This window comes from Massilia sp. DWR3-1-1 (assembly GCF_049898325.1).
Taxonomy (GTDB): Bacteria; Pseudomonadota; Gammaproteobacteria; order Burkholderiales; family Burkholderiaceae_D; genus JAFCUW01.
In genome coordinates this window covers 208,813-223,068 of record NZ_JAFCXL010000003.1, presented here as the reverse complement: position 1 = coordinate 223,068, position 14,256 = coordinate 208,813, and the positions used below count along the sequence as shown (strand labels likewise).

The window sequence follows — 14,256 nt, the reverse complement described above, 5'->3', positions numbered from 1 at the left end:
GTGTTGAACGATCGGCAGCCAGGTTGGCAAATAGCGCCAACCATGTAGTAAGCAAGACCCAGGCAGTAACCCTAGCAGCTTCGCAAGCCAGGGCCGGTCCCTTGACCGTAGCCCTCAATAAAGCCCTCCCGCCTTGTGTGTCGCACCTGACACCGTCCCGGCGCAAAGCTTTTGTGCCGAAATTTCTTTCATTTCCGAGTCATTTCGTTTGTTGGTTGGCGTTGCTATGTTGCGCCCTGAGCATGAGTTCGGGCGCTGATAAATAATCGAAAGAAATCAATACAATGAGTTTTGAAGCATTAGGCCTCCACGCGTCCATCGTCCAGGCAGTCACCGAAGCCGGTTACACCGTCCCTACCCCTGTCCAGGAACAAGCTGTTCCTGCCGCCATCGCTGGCCGTGACCTGCTGGTGTCGTCGCAGACCGGTTCGGGCAAGACCGCCGCATTCATGCTGCCGGCCCTGCACAAATTCGCCGTCGCCGAGCAATCGCCTGCCGCCAAGACCGCTGCCCAGGAAGCGCAATCGGCGCGCGCCCGTGGCGAGCGTCCCCGTTTCAAGGCAGCCCAGCCAAAAATGCTGGTGCTGACCCCGACCCGCGAACTGGCCCTGCAAGTGACCGCCGCGACCGAAAAATACGGCACGCAGATTCGCCGCATCAAGGCCGTCTCGATCCTGGGCGGCATGCCTTACCCAAAACAGATGCAACTGCTGGCACGCAATCCTGAAATCATCGTCGCCACCCCGGGCCGCCTGATCGACCACATGGAATCGGGCAAGATCGATTTCTCCGAACTGGAAATCCTCGTGCTCGACGAAGCCGACCGCATGCTCGACATGGGTTTCATCGACGACATCGAAAAAATCATCGCCGCTACCCCGGCCGGTCGCCAGACCATGCTGTTCTCGGCCACCCTCGACGGTATGGTCGGCAACATGGCGCGCCGCATCACCACCGACCCGATGGTCGTGCAGATCACCAGCTCGCAGTCGCGTCACGACAACATCACCCAGCGCGTCCACTTCGTCGACGATCTGTCGCACAAGAATCGCCTGCTCGACCACCTGCTGCGCGACGACACGCTCGACCAGGCTGTCGTGTTCACCGCCACCAAGCGTGACGCCGACACCATCGCCGACCGCCTGAACATCGCCGGTTTCTCGGCTGCCGCCTTGCACGGCGACATGCACCAGGGCGCCCGCAACCGCACCCTGGACAGCCTGCGCCGCGGCCAGGTCAAGGTGCTGGTGGCAACCGATGTCGCCGCGCGCGGTATTGACGTGCCGAACATCACCCACGTGTTCAACTACGATCTGCCGAAATTCCCGGAAGACTACGTCCACCGCATCGGCCGTACCGGTCGTGCCGGCCGTAACGGCCAGGCGATCTCGCTGGTCAATCACGCCGAAGGCATGAACGTCAAGCGCATCGAGCGTTTCACCAAGCAATTGATCCCTGTCAGCGCCATCGAAGGTTTCGAGCCAAAACGCAGCGCCTCGGCGCCCCGCTCGGCCGCGCGTCCAGGCAGCTGGAAACCGGGCGACAACCGCTCGGCGCCCGCCAAGCCAGGCCAACGCACCTTCAGCAAGCCCAATGCCCCGCGCAGCGGCGAAGGCGGCGGCTACAAGGGTTCGGCCCCCCGTTCGGCCGACGGCGCCCGTCGTACCTACGGCGACCGTTAAGCGCGTCCCGTCCTGAAAAAAGCTGCCTCGGCAGCTTTTTTTTCGACCCGTATTGCCCCGCTGGCCTGCACGCCACCGTTGTCCCACCGCCCCAGTTAGTGGATAATTGCACCCTATGAACGATACCACCACCCTCCCCCCATTGCCTGACCGGCTCTCCATCGACCCGAGCAGCCCTTTCCATGACGCCAAGGTGTTCGAACACGACATCGGAATCCGCTTCAACGACAAGGAACGCACCGACGTCGACGAATATTGCCTGAGCGAAGGCTGGATCAAGGTTACCGCCGGCAAGACGGTCGACCGCAAGGGCAAGCCCATGCTGCTCAAACTGAAGGGCAAGGTCGAGGCGTTCTACAAATAAGCGCCCGGCACCAGAAACTACAACGGCTACCTCGGTAGCCGTTGTAGTTTCTGCGTCTGCGCCGCCCGGCCCTTACTTGAAGCGCCTTACCGTCGAGGAGAATGCGGTCTCGCGGGCATCCTTGTGACGTTCATCGTCATCGCCCAGGTGCTGTTTGGCGTCCTGGTTGATGGCGTGCTGCTGACGCTCGCGTTCGAGCTCGCGCGCGATGCGGTCGGTAACGGGGGGCTTGGGGAGGGAAAAACTGGGCATGGCGATCTCGCTGTGACGATGCTGGGGAACAGCAGTCTGCGCATTTCTTGAGCGCAGCTACCTCGTGCCGCCAGCATGCCCCAAGCGTCACGCCCGGTAAGTGGGCTGCCGCACACAACTCGGAAAATTCCGATGTTTTCAGTGGGCGGGACGCCGCCCCGGACGGGCGCCTACTTGCGCTCGATGGACTTCAGGCGCTGTCCCATGATGCCCCAGGCGCAATCGACGCCGTCGCGCTTGCCGCACAGGGCCCAGCCAGTGCCGATTTTTTCGACGGTGATGGGAACTTCGAGCTCCTTTGCCAGTTTTTCCGCCCACATGCCGGCGGCGCCCTTGCCCTTGAACAATTCCATATCTTCAAAGAGGACGGTGGCGTCGAATACGGAAGCGGCGAAAATAGTCATGGTGGGTGCGATCTGCTTGCAATGAAAGAAGCGTATGGTAGCGTAAATGGCCACGTTCAACGGGACAACATGCCCAGTTCGGCCATGCAGGCGACGGCGGTGTCGGCCACCGCCTGGCTGCCTTGCTGGAAATCGGCGGCCACCCGGTTGATGCAAACCTGCACCTGGCGCGCTTTCGGGCGCACGGCGATGGGGTCGTGCAGATTGAGGATGCGCTCGACCAGGTCGCTGACGGTGGCAAAGCGGTTCGCCTCGCCCGCCTGGTTCCAGTCGCGCAGGCTGGCGTGATGGAGGTCGCCGGACGGCCCCTGCTGCGCCAGCGCGGCGGCGCTGATACTGGCAGCGAGGCAAAACTGAACAAGCAAGTGCAGCGATAAACGCATGAGGGACTCCCGGTGACAGTTCGATGCCCAGCCTACCGTCATGACGAAACGCGGTCTTGGGCACGCGCAAGGCCGATGCGCGCGTGCAGGCGAGGCCAACAACTGGCACAGTAGCGTCCTGTCGACACCCCACTGCCCACCATGACCTCACCACCGGCCTCTCACCCCGCCCTGCCAGGCCTGCCCGCGCTGGCCTGGCAGGCCTTGCGCGCGGACCGCTTGCTGCACCTCCTGCTGGCAGCCCTGCTGGCGCTGACGCTGTGCGGCCCCACGCCCGTGCGCGCGTATGGCGCGCTGGTCGACTGGCCCACCATTGCCGCGCTGACGGGGCTGCTGGCCCTGACCCAGGGCCTGGAACTGAGCGGCGTGCTGGCCTGGCTGGGCCGGCGCCTGGTCGCGGTCATGGCCACCGAGCGGCGCGCAGCGCTGCTGCTGGTGGCCAGCGCCTTGCTGCTCTCGACCGTGCTGACCAATGACGTCGCCCTGTTCGTGGTGGTGCCCCTGACGCTGGGCATGTGCAAGCTGACGGGCATGCCGGCCGCGCGCCTGGTGGTGTTCGAGGCGCTGGCGGTGAATGCGGGCTCGGCCCTGACGCCCATCGGAAATCCGCAAAACCTGTTCCTGTGGCAGCTATCCCAGGTCTCGTTCGGCCAGTTCGTGCTGCACATGCTGCCGCTGGCGGCGCTGCTGAGCCTGATCTTGCTGGCGCTGACGGCGCTCACCTTTGGCGCCCGCCCCATCGCGCTGGCGCGCCAGGTGCCCCACGGCAAGCTCGATCATCGACTGCTGTGGGTGGCGCTGACGCTGTACCTGCCCTTCCTGGTGGCCACCGACCTGCACCAGGCCGGCTGGGCGCTGCTGGTGGTGCTGGCGAGCATGGCCATGCTGCGCCCGGCCGTGCTGGCGCGGCTGGACTGGGGCTTGCTGCTGGTGTTCGTGCTGATGTTTATCGACCTGCGCCTGGTGGCCGGCCTGCCGCAGGTGCAGGCGGCGATGGCGCAACTGGGCCTGGACCGGCCGGAACACCTGTACTTTGCCGGCATCGGCGCCTCGCAAGTGATCAGCAACGTGCCCGCGGCGATTGCGCTGGCGGCGTACTCGCAGGACTGGAAGGTGCTCGCTTACGCCGTCAGCGTGGGCGGCTTCGGCACGGCCGTGGGCTCGCTGGCGAGCCTGATCGCGCTGAGGATGGTGGGAGAGGCACGCGCCTGGGCGCTGTTTCACTGCTACGCGCTGCCATTTCTGGCGCTGGCGACGGGGATTGGCTACGCCCTGCTGTTCCGGGCGTAGCCAGGTGGCACACGCAAATTACCGCTGCGGCGCCGGACGCTGCCCTGCTTGCCGGCGCGCTTCGTCGTCGGCAATATCTGCGCTACTGAGGGGCACGAACGGCCCCTGGGTAGCGCGCCGGGCCAGCCGCTCGCCGTCGGGCGAATTGAACATCTTGATAAAGCGATAGCCCAGATACAACACTGCCGGGCCCCACAACAGCAACACCATCAATACAATCAAACCCTTTTCCATGTCATTGTCTCCCAATGTAGTTATTTTTCGGAAAGGTGCCGGCCTATTGTATCGATGTACCTACGCAGCGTCTACGCCATTGCATAAAAATTAATCATGGCGCGCAGGTTCTGAAACCGACGAAAATATCGTCACGTTCTGGCATGTAAAAATTCCGGAAGCGCCGGTCACGCGCCCGCGCCGGTGTGGCCCATGACGCACCGCGCAGCACCTGGTGGCTGTCGAACCACGGCGCCGAATAGTCGCCGTAACGGTCGGGCACAAAGCCCGGATACGGCTCGAACGGCGAGGCGGTCCACTCCCACAACTGGCCCCACTGCATGCCGGGAATGGCCGAACTGGCGGCGTACTCCCATTGCGCTTCCAGCGGCAGGCGCCGGCCCGCCCAGGCGCAGTAGGCTTGCGCCTCGTACAGGCAGACGTGGCGCACGGGCTCGTCCAGGACCAGCGTCGCCGGGCGGCCGAAGCGCACCGTGCGCCATTGGGCGGCGTCGCCGTCGCGCTGCCAGTAGCGCGGTGACGAGCGCTCCTGCCCCATCAGCCAGGCGCTGCCGGCCGTGCTCCAGAACTGGCGCTGCTGGTAGCCGCCGTCATCGACGAAGTCCATGTACTGGGCGTTGGTGACGAGCGACGCGTCCATCCGGAACGGCGCCACGTGGCAGGCAAGGGCGGGCTGTTCATTGTCGAAAGCGAAGCCGGCGCCCCCCCTCGCGCCCAGCAGCACGGTGCCGCCGGGGTAGCCGATGTCGACGCCGGCACGGGATGGCGCCGGCGCCGCGCCCGCCCCGATCAGGGCCGGCGCCGCCACCCCCAGCGTCTGCAGGGTATAGAGCAGCGCTTCGCCATGCATGTCTTCGTGCGCCAGCGCCAGCCGGTACGGATACAGGGCGGCATCGACGCCGGCCTCGCGCGAGAGCTTGTCGAGCACCCGGTCGAGCACCTCGCGGCAATAGGTTTTCAGGGCGCCCGCGGGCGGCAGATCGAGCGTCCAGCGGCTGCGGTGCGGCACCAGGTTCGAATCGAACCAGTCGTCGCCCTTCGACAGCAGGGACGGCCGCTGGGCCGCCGCCGGGTGGGTCGACATCGCCTCGCGCAAGACGAACCATTCGGCGAACCAGGCGATATGGCCCAGTTCCCACAGGGGCGGATTGATGATTTTTAAGTGCGGCACGCGCGCCAGCACGTCGAGGCCCTGCGCGGCGCAGGCATCGAACAGGGCCAGCGTATAATTTCTCGCCTCCTGCAGGGATGCGGCCAGTTGCTGCGGCCTGGCGTGGCGGAACAATGCCGGGTGTTCTGGAATGGGATTCATGGCCAGATTGTAGCGATTTTTAACAGGACACCGGTGCTCAGCAAATCCATCACGATCGTCAGCCCCGCCTCGCGCCGGGAAAACAACGGCAACTGGCAGACGGCCAGCCGCTGGGCGCAGTTGCTGGGCACGCGCCACGCCACCACCATCGTGCACGACTGGTGCGCCGGCGACGCCGCCCCCGACCTGCTCATCGCCCTGCACGCGCGCCGCGCCGCGCCGGCGCTGGCCGCGTTCAGCGCCGCCTGGCCGCTGCGTCCGTCGGTGCTGGTGCTCACCGGCACCGACCTGTACCGCGACATCGCCTGCGACGCCAGCGCCCGCGCCTCGCTCGAGCGCGCGACTAACCTGGTGCTGCTGCAGCCGGCCGGCCTGGCGCTGCTGCCCGCGCACCTGCTGCCGAAGGCGCGCGTGATCTACCAGTCGGCGCCCACGCTGGCGCCGCTGCCGGCCCCGGCGGGGGTGTGGCAATGCATCATGATCGGCCACCTGCGCGCCGAAAAGGACCCCGCCACCTTCATGGCCGCGGCCAGCCTGATCGAGGCGCCCGGCGTGCGCCTGCTGCACGTGGGCGGCGCCCTCGACCCCGCGCTGGGCGCACTGGCCGCCGCCACGGCGCGCGCCTCGCCGCGCTACCGCTGGCTGGGCAACCAGCCGCACGAACGCACGCGCGAACTGCTGCGGGGCAGCCACGTAATGGTGATCGCCTCGACCATGGAAGGCGGCGCCAACGTCATCATCGAAGCCGTCACCAGCGCCGTGCCGGTGCTGGCCAGCGATATCTCGGGCAACCGCGGCATGCTCGGCGAGGACTATGCCGGCTACTTCCCCGTCGGCGACGCCGCCGCGCTGGCCGCGCTGATCGACCGCTGCGTGCTCGATACCGCGTTTTACGCACAGCTGCTGGCCCAGTGCGCGGCGCGCGCCGCCCTGTTCGCGCCCGCCGCCGAGCAAGCGGCGCTGCTGCAATTAGTGGATAATCCCGGGGATCAGGCGCACGCGCCGGCCCCTTAATGGAAGCACCATGACCACCCCTGCCAACCCACCCATCAAACTGACCTCGTTCTCGCACGGCGGCGGCTGCGGCTGCAAGATCGCGCCCGGCGTGCTGGCCGAAATCCTGAAAAACTCGAGCGGCTTTCCCGTGCCGAAGGAACTACTGGTGGGCATTGAGACGGCCGATGACGCCGCCGTCTACAAGCTCAACGACGAGCAGGCGCTGATCGCCACCACCGATTTCTTCATGCCCATCGTCGACGATCCGTTCGACTTCGGCCGCATCGCCGCCACCAACGCCATCTCCGACGTCTACGCCATGGGCGGCACGCCCATCATGGCGCTGGCGCTGGTGGGCATGCCGATCGATAAACTGCCGATCGAGACCATCGGCCTGATCATCAAGGGCGGCGAATCGATCTGCGCCGAGGCGGGCATTCCCATCGCCGGCGGCCACACCATCGATTCGAGCGAACCGATTTACGGCCTGGTGGTGCTGGGCCTGGTGCACCCGTCGAAGGTCAAGCGCAACGCCGACGCCAGGGCGGGCGACGTGCTCATTCTGAGCAAACCGCTGGGCGTGGGCGTGTTGTCGGCGGCCCTGAAAAAAGGCGTGTTGGGCGATGACGGCTACCAGGCCATGATCGCCAACACCACCAAGCTCAATAAACCCGGCAAGGCGCTGGCCGACATGGCCGGCGTGCATGCGCTGACCGACGTCACCGGCTTTGGCCTGTTGGGCCACCTGCTCGAACTGGCGCGCGGCGCCCAGCTCACGGCCCACTTGCGCATGGCCGACATCCCCCTGCTGCCCGGGGTCGAGCAACTGGCCCACGACGGCTTTTTTACGGGCGCGTCGGGGCGCAACTGGGACGGCTACGGCCGCGACGTGGCGCTGGCGGCCTCCGTCACGCCGGCCCAGCAGGCCTTGCTGACCGATCCGCAAACCTCGGGCGGCCTGCTGGTGGCGGTCGACCCGGCCAGCGTCGACGCGGTGCTGGCGCTGTTCCGCCGCGAAGGCTTTGGCGAGGCGGCGGTGATCGGCACGATGGCGGCCGGCGCCGCCAGCGTCACGGTCGCCTGAGCCCGCGCTGCGTGCTATACTCGCCGCCATGAAAACCGCCCTCACCAGCTTGCAATTGATCCCCTATTGGTGGCGCGCCTGATCCTGGCGGCCCGTTTTCACACGCACGATTAATCACGTGATGCCGCCGGACCTGGCGGCATCGTCGCATCAAGCGGCATGCACACGGCACCGGCGCCCTCACTCCACTGGAGTCACGATGTCCCTCGCACCCGTACCTGCCTTGAGCACCCCCCCGATCATCCTGACCGGCGACCGCACCACCGGCCCGCTGCACCTGGGCCACTATCTGGGCTCGCTGCGCACCCGCGTCGAACTGCAGCACACCCACCGCCAGTTCCTGCTGCTGGCCGATGCCCAGGCCATGACGGACAACGTCGGCAAGCACCAGAAGGTGACGGACAACGTCATCGAAGTGGCGCTTGACTACCTCGCCGCCGGCATCGACCCGAACAAGTCCACCATTTTCATCCAGTCGCAAGTGATCGAACTGGCCGAACTGACGCAGTACCTGATGAACCTGGTGACGGTGGCGCGGCTCGAGCGCAATCCCACCATCAAGGCCGAAATCGTGCTGCGCGGCTTCGAGCGCGACATCCCGGCGGGCTTCCTGGTCTACCCGGTCAGCCAGGCGGCCGACATCACCGCCTTCAAGGCGACCCTGGTGCCGGTGGGTGACGACCAGTTGCCGATGATCGAGCAAACCAATGAACTGGTGCGCAAGTTCAACGCCACCGTGGGACGCGAAGTGCTGGTCGAAGCAAAAGCGGTGCTCTCGAGCGTGTCGCGCCTGCCCGGCACCGACGGCAAGGCGAAGATGAGCAAATCGCTGGGCAATTCGATCGCGCTGGGCGCCTCGCCCGACGAGATCACCAAGGCCATCAAGATGATGTACACGGACCCCAATCACCTGCGGGTGGACGATCCCGGCCAGGTCGAGGGCAACGTGGTGTTTTCCTTCCTCGACGCGTTCGATACGGACACGGCGAAAATCGACGAGCTCAAGGCCCACTACCGCCGCGGCGGCCTCGGTGACAGCGTGCTCAAGAAAATGCTCAACGAGCGCCTGCAGGAAGTGATCGCGCCGATCCGCGCCGAGCGCGTGCGCCTGGCCGCCGACCGTGGCGAAATGCTCAACGTGCTGCGCCGCGGCACCGAGAAGGCCCGTGAAACGGCGGCGCAGACCCTGTCCGAAGTCAAGGCCGCACTGGGCCTGAATTACTTCGACTGAGCCTTGGCAGCGTCGGCCCGGTCTCAGTGGCTTTGCGCCGCGGCCTTCTGGTCGAGCGCATCGAGTTCGGTGAGCACGTAGCCGGCCATGCTGTCGGCCAGCACGTGCTCGCCGAAGAACACCTTGCCGGCGTTTTCCTTGCGCAGCAGATCGGCTTCCGGTTCGCTGTGCGAGCGCAGCACCGTCTTGATGGACGGGTTCAGGGCGCGTGCCGTTTCCAGCATGGCGCGCACGCGCGAGGTGTCGGGCGTGGCCACCACCAGCATGGCCGCACGCGCGAGGTGTCGGGCGTGGCCACCACCAGCATGGCCGCACGCGCGATGTGCGCCTGGATCAGCACGGCCGCTTCGCCGGCGTCGCCCGCCACGGCGGCGATGCCCTGGCGCCGCAACTCCTCGACCAGTTCACGATTTTGCTCGGCGACGACGAAATGCACGCCGCGCGCCGTCAGTTCGCGGGCGATGCGCTTGCCGACGCGGCCGTAGCCGACCAGCACGATCTGACCTGACAGCTTGGCGTGATCGGTCGTCGGTGGCAGGCCGGCCAGCGGATCCTCGCTGCGTTCCATGCGGCGCGCCAGGTCGGACTTCGAGCGTATCCATTTTTGCAGGGGCTCGACGGCGGCGAACAGCAGCGGGTTGACGGCAATCGAGATGATGGCGCCGGCCAGGATCAGGCTCTGCCCTTCGGCCGGCAACAGCTTCAACTGCATGCCGACACCGGCCAGGATGAAGGAAAACTCGCCGATCTGGGCCAGGCTGGCCGACACCGTCAAGGCCGTGTTGAGAGGATAGCGCAAGGCCACCACCAGCAGCGCGGCCGCCAGCGATTTGCCAAAGATAATCACGGCGATCACCGCCAGCACCTGCAGCGGCCTTTGCACGATCACCATCGGATCGAACAGCATGCCCACCGAGACGAAGAACAGCACCGAAAACGCGTCGCGCAGGGGCAGCGATTCTTCGGCGGCGCGGTGGCTCAACTCCGACTCGCGCAGCACCATGCCGGCAAAGAAGGCGCCCAGCGCGAACGACACGCCGAAAATCTCGGACGAGCCGTAGGCGATGCCGACGGCGGCGGCGATCACGCACAGGGTGAACATCTCGCGCGAGCCCGTCTTGGCCACGCGCCACAACAGCCACGGGAACAGCTTGCGGCCCACGATGAGCATGAAGGCGATGAAGGCGCCCACCTGCCCGAGCGTGATGGCGATGGTCTGCCACAGGGGGCGACTGCTGTCGCCGCCCTCGCCGCCCAGCACGCCCGACAGGGCCGGCAGCAGCACCAGCATCAGCACCGTCACCAGGTCTTCCACCACCAGCCAGCCGACGGCGATGCGGCCATTGAGCGAATCGAGGATGCCCTTGTCTTCCAGCGCCCGCAGCAGCACCACCGTGCTGGCCACCGACAGCGCCAGGCCGAACACCAGGCCGGCGCCGAAACTCCAGCCCCACCAGTGGGCCAGGCCGGCGCCCATGGCGGTGGCGACGACGATCTGCAGGATCGCGCCCGGCAGCGCCACTTTTTTCACCTCCATCAGGTCCTTGATGGAAAAGTGCAGGCCCACGCCGAACATCAGCAGCATCACGCCAATTTCCGATAACTGGCTGGCCAGGTCGACGTCGGCGACGAAGCCGGGCGTGGCGGGGCCGATCAGCACGCCGGCGGCCAGGTAGCCGACCAGCGCGGGCAGGCGCAGTTTCAGTGCGAGCATGCCGAACAGGAGGCCGAAGCCGAGGGCGGCGGCGATGGTGGTGATGAGGCTGAGGTTGTGGTGCATCGAATCCCTTCAAAATACGTGATGGAGGATCAGGCCCGAAACACTGCCTTTATGGCAACGCTGCTTGCGCAAACAGCCATCTTAACGCAAGGGCGTGGTGTGCGCGGCGCGCCACGGCGGACCGTCGGCGCGCTTGACAAAATGCGCACGCCTGTCGTACATTCATTGCATGTCCTCGCCTTTGCATCTGCCCACTTCCCTACCGCTCGCCAGCGTCCTATCGCTAGCGACGCTACTAGCTGCCCGCGCGTAATTCACCCGCAGTGCGCTGCCCGGCCACCCGCCAGGCACCCAAGCTCCCAGGCTCGACCCGCTCAGCCGCCCCGGAAAGTGTGACCCGATGTACCAGACCGCCACCCCCACCGTATTCGCCGTCTTCGCCGTGCGCTCCCAGCCGAACCGGGACTGCGCCGCCGCACCGACGCGCCTGCCGCTAGTCCTAGCGACCGGTTGCCGGGCCTGGCGTTCCGTGGCCGCCCGGCAGCCTGTCGCCACATTCGCTTTCGACCGCGTCCCTTTCCCCAATTTCAGGAGCAGCACCATGATGATGCAAAACCCCGCCGCCAAATACCGTCCCTTCCCCGCCATCGCACTCGACGACCGCACCTGGCCCGGCAAGACCATCACCCATCCGCCCATCTGGATGAGCACCGACCTGCGCGACGGCAACCAGGCGCTGATCGAGCCGATGAGCCCTGAAAAGAAATTGCGCTTCTTCGAGATGCTGGTGCAGGTGGGCCTGAAGGAGATCGAAGTGGGCTTTCCCTCGGCCTCGCAGACCGACTTCGATTTCGTCCGCAAGCTGATCGACGAGAACCGCATTCCCGACGACGTGACCATCATCGTGCTGACCCAGTCGCGCGAAGAACTGATCCGCCGCACGGTCGATTCGGCGGTCGGCGCCAAGCGCGCCATCGTCCACCTGTACAACTCGGTGGCGCCCGTGTTCCGCCGCGTGGTCTTTAATATGACGCGCGAAGAAATCACCAACATCGCCGTCACCGGCACCCAGCTCGTCAAGGACCTGGTGGCGCAGCATCCCGAAACGCAATGGGGCTTTGAATATTCACCGGAGTCGTTCTCCACCACCGAGCTCGATTTTTCGCGCGACATCTGCAATGCCGTCTCCGCCACCTGGCAGCCCACGGTCGACAACAAGATGATTTTCAACCTGCCCTCGACGGTCGAGTGCAGCACGCCGAACGTGTACGCCGACCAGATCGAGTGGATGGGTCGCAACCTGAACAATCGCGACGCCCTCATCATCAGCGTGCACCCGCACAATGACCGCGGCACCGCCGTCGCCTCGGCCGAACTGGCCGTGATGGCCGGCGCCGACCGCGTCGAGGGCTGCCTGTTCGGCAACGGCGAGCGCACCGGCAACGTCGACCTCGTCACGCTCGCGCTGAACCTGTACACGCAAGGCGTCAACCCGGGCCTGGATTTTTCCGACATCGACGCCGTGCGCCAGGTGGTGGAAGAATGCAATCAATTGCCCGTGCACCCGCGCCACCCCTACGTGGGCGACCTGGTCTTCACGGCCTTTTCCGGTTCGCACCAGGATGCCATCAAGAAGGGCTTTGCCCAGCAGAAGGCGGACGCCCTGTGGGAAGTGCCGTATTTGCCGATCGACCCGGCCGACCTGGGCCGCAGCTACGACGCCGTCATCCGCGTCAACAGCCAGTCCGGCAAGGGCGGCATGGCCTACCTGCTGGAGCAGGAATTCGGCTTGCAATTGCCGCGCCGCCTGCAGATCGAGTTTTCCCGCGCCGTGCAAAAAGTCGCCGACGCCAGCGGCCGCGAAGTGGCCGCCAGCGACATCCACGCCATTTTCAAGCGCGAGTATTTCGACCAGACCACGCCGTTCGCCTACGCCGCCCACAAGATGGTCGAAGACACCAACAACGCCGAGCCGGTGCAGATCGATATCGCCCTGCTGGAAAACGGCGCCCCGATCAGCCGCAAGGGCGGCGGCAACGGTCCCATCGACGCTTTCGTCGCCGCCCTGGGCCTGGACATCAAGCTAATGGACTACCATGAGCACTCGATCGGCTCGGGCGCGAATGCGCGCGCGGCCTGCTATGTCGAGCTGCGCCTGGCCAACGGCCCGACCCTGTTTGGCGCCGGCATCGACAGCAATATCGTCACCGCCTCGTTCAAGGCGGTCCTGAGCGCCGTCAACCGCCAGCTGGCCCTGAGCGACCAGCGCGCCGCCGCCTGACCGGCACCTGGCAGGCCCGGCGGGCCTGCCAGCGCGCGCAACGCCGGATGGGTAGTTCGTCTACAATCGACGTCTTCTCATCGGCAAAGCGCGCAATGGAATCGATTATTTCAGTAAAACAGCTCTCGAAAGTCTACGAATCAGGGCACCAGGCGCTCAAGTCGATCGACCTCGACATCCGCAAGGGCGAAATCTTCGCCCTGCTGGGCCCCAACGGGGCCGGCAAGACCACCCTGATCAACACCATCTGCGGCATCATCAATCCCAGCAGCGGCACCGTGCTGGCCGATGGCCACGACATCATCAAGGATTACCGCGCCGCGCGCAGCAAGATCGGCCTGGTGCCGCAGGAGCTGGCCACGGACGCGTTTGAATCGGTGCGCGCCACGGTGGCCCTGAGCCGCGGCATTTTCGGCAAGCCGCCCAATCCCGCCCACATTGAAAAACTGCTGCGCCAGCTGTCGCTGTGGGACAAGCGCGATGCCCGCATCATGACCCTGTCAGGCGGCATGAAGCGCCGCGTGATGATCGCCAAGGCGCTCTCGCACGAACCGCAGATCCTGTTTCTCGACGAACCCACGGCCGGCGTCGACGTGGTCCTGCGGCGCGATATGTGGGAGATGGTGCGCGGCTTGCGCGAGCAAGGCGTGACCATCATTCTGACCACCCACTACATCGAGGAAGCCGAGGAAATGGCCGACCGCATCGGCGTGATCCGCAAGGGCGAGATCATCCTGGTGGAAGACAAGAAGGTGCTGATGCACAAGCTGGGCAAGAAGCAGCTGACGCTGCACCTGCAACGCCCGCTGGCGGCGCTTCCCGCCGCGCTGGCCGCGCACACGCCGGAACTGTCCCTGTCCGCCGACGGCCTGGAACTGGTGTACACCTTCGACACCGCCGGCGACGACACCGGCATCACCGCCCTGTTTCGCCGCCTGGGGGAACACGGCATCGACTTCAAGGACATCCAGTCCAAGCAAAGCTCTCTCGAAGAAATCTTCGTCAACCTGGTCGAAAACTGAG

At 65.7% G+C, this 14,256-nt stretch carries 13 protein-coding genes and 1 pseudogene; 8 read left to right on the top strand and 6 right to left on the bottom strand.

The annotated features are described in order from the left end of the window. The first annotated feature begins 284 nt into the window (after nucleotides 1-284). Both ACP7EY_RS05135 and ACP7EY_RS05130 read left to right on the top strand, forming a co-directional pair. Nucleotides 285-1,682, top strand: a complete 1,398-nt coding sequence (locus tag ACP7EY_RS05135) for a DEAD/DEAH box helicase (RefSeq protein WP_426191145.1) — start codon at nucleotides 285-287, stop codon at nucleotides 1,680-1,682. A 115-nt stretch (nucleotides 1,683-1,797) separates the two neighbouring features. Continuing rightward, nucleotides 1,798-2,046 (top strand): DUF3297 family protein, encoded by a 249-nt coding sequence (locus ACP7EY_RS05130; protein ID WP_426191144.1) that lies wholly within the window; start codon nucleotides 1,798-1,800, stop codon nucleotides 2,044-2,046. Nucleotides 2,047-2,118: 72 nt separating this feature from the next. Here the strand turns inward: ACP7EY_RS05130 and ACP7EY_RS05125 are convergent, their stop codons facing one another. The 3 genes from ACP7EY_RS05125 to ACP7EY_RS05115 form a co-directional block, all read right to left on the bottom strand. After that, nucleotides 2,119-2,298: a hypothetical protein gene (locus tag ACP7EY_RS05125; protein WP_426191142.1), complete on the bottom strand. Its 180-nt coding sequence runs from the start codon at nucleotides 2,296-2,298 to the stop codon at nucleotides 2,119-2,121. A gap of 170 nt (nucleotides 2,299-2,468) precedes the next feature. After that, a complete protein-coding gene (locus ACP7EY_RS05120) occupies nucleotides 2,469-2,702 on the bottom strand; it encodes a hypothetical protein (RefSeq protein WP_426191140.1) in 234 nt (77 codons plus the stop codon). A gap of 56 nt (nucleotides 2,703-2,758) precedes the next feature. Next, on the bottom strand, nucleotides 2,759-3,085 hold the full coding sequence (locus tag ACP7EY_RS05115) for a hypothetical protein (protein WP_426191138.1): 327 nt from the start codon (nucleotides 3,083-3,085) through the stop codon (nucleotides 2,759-2,761). A 141-nt stretch (nucleotides 3,086-3,226) separates the two neighbouring features. On the opposite strand from ACP7EY_RS05115, the gene ACP7EY_RS05110 reads away from it, so the two are divergent. Then, nucleotides 3,227-4,375, top strand: coding sequence for an SLC13 family permease (locus tag ACP7EY_RS05110; protein ID WP_426191137.1), 1,149 nt, complete (start codon nucleotides 3,227-3,229; stop codon nucleotides 4,373-4,375). Between the two features lie 18 nt (nucleotides 4,376-4,393). On the opposite strand, the gene ACP7EY_RS05105 is transcribed toward ACP7EY_RS05110, so the two are convergent. Beyond that, on the bottom strand, nucleotides 4,394-4,609 hold the full coding sequence (locus ACP7EY_RS05105; protein WP_426191135.1) for a hypothetical protein: 216 nt from the start codon (nucleotides 4,607-4,609) through the stop codon (nucleotides 4,394-4,396). A gap of 94 nt (nucleotides 4,610-4,703) precedes the next feature. Beyond that, nucleotides 4,704-5,921, bottom strand: a complete 1,218-nt coding sequence (gene senA, locus ACP7EY_RS05100) for a selenoneine synthase SenA (RefSeq protein WP_426191133.1) — start codon at nucleotides 5,919-5,921, stop codon at nucleotides 4,704-4,706. Between the two features lie 33 nt (nucleotides 5,922-5,954). Here senA and senB point away from each other — a divergent pair, with 33 nt between their 5' ends. From senB to trpS, 3 genes are all read left to right on the top strand, one after another. Further along, entirely contained in the window at nucleotides 5,955-6,935 is a 981-nt protein-coding gene (gene senB / locus ACP7EY_RS05095; protein ID WP_426191131.1) for a selenoneine biosynthesis selenosugar synthase SenB, read from the top strand. 10 nt (nucleotides 6,936-6,945) lie between these two features. Next, the gene (gene selD / locus ACP7EY_RS05090; RefSeq protein WP_426191129.1) at nucleotides 6,946-8,001 is read left to right on the top strand and encodes a selenide, water dikinase SelD; all 1,056 of its coding nucleotides are present in this window, start codon (nucleotides 6,946-6,948) and stop codon (nucleotides 7,999-8,001) included. Nucleotides 8,002-8,200: 199 nt separating this feature from the next. Then, complete coding sequence (gene trpS / locus ACP7EY_RS05085; RefSeq protein WP_426191127.1) at nucleotides 8,201-9,232, top strand: tryptophan--tRNA ligase; 1,032 nt, start codon at nucleotides 8,201-8,203, stop codon at nucleotides 9,230-9,232. A 23-nt stretch (nucleotides 9,233-9,255) separates the two neighbouring features. Here the strand turns inward: trpS and ybaL are convergent. Then, nucleotides 9,256-11,012 (bottom strand): annotated as a pseudogene (ybaL, locus tag ACP7EY_RS05080) (YbaL family putative K(+) efflux transporter). A gap of 541 nt (nucleotides 11,013-11,553) precedes the next feature. On the opposite strand from ybaL, the gene leuA reads away from it, so the two are divergent. Next, nucleotides 11,554-13,233, top strand: a complete 1,680-nt coding sequence (leuA, locus tag ACP7EY_RS05075; RefSeq protein WP_426191125.1) for a 2-isopropylmalate synthase — start codon at nucleotides 11,554-11,556, stop codon at nucleotides 13,231-13,233. A 95-nt stretch (nucleotides 13,234-13,328) separates the two neighbouring features. After that, on the top strand, nucleotides 13,329-14,255 hold the full coding sequence (locus ACP7EY_RS05070; protein WP_426191123.1) for an ABC transporter ATP-binding protein: 927 nt from the start codon (nucleotides 13,329-13,331) through the stop codon (nucleotides 14,253-14,255). The last annotated feature ends 1 nt before the right edge of the window (nucleotide 14,256 follow it).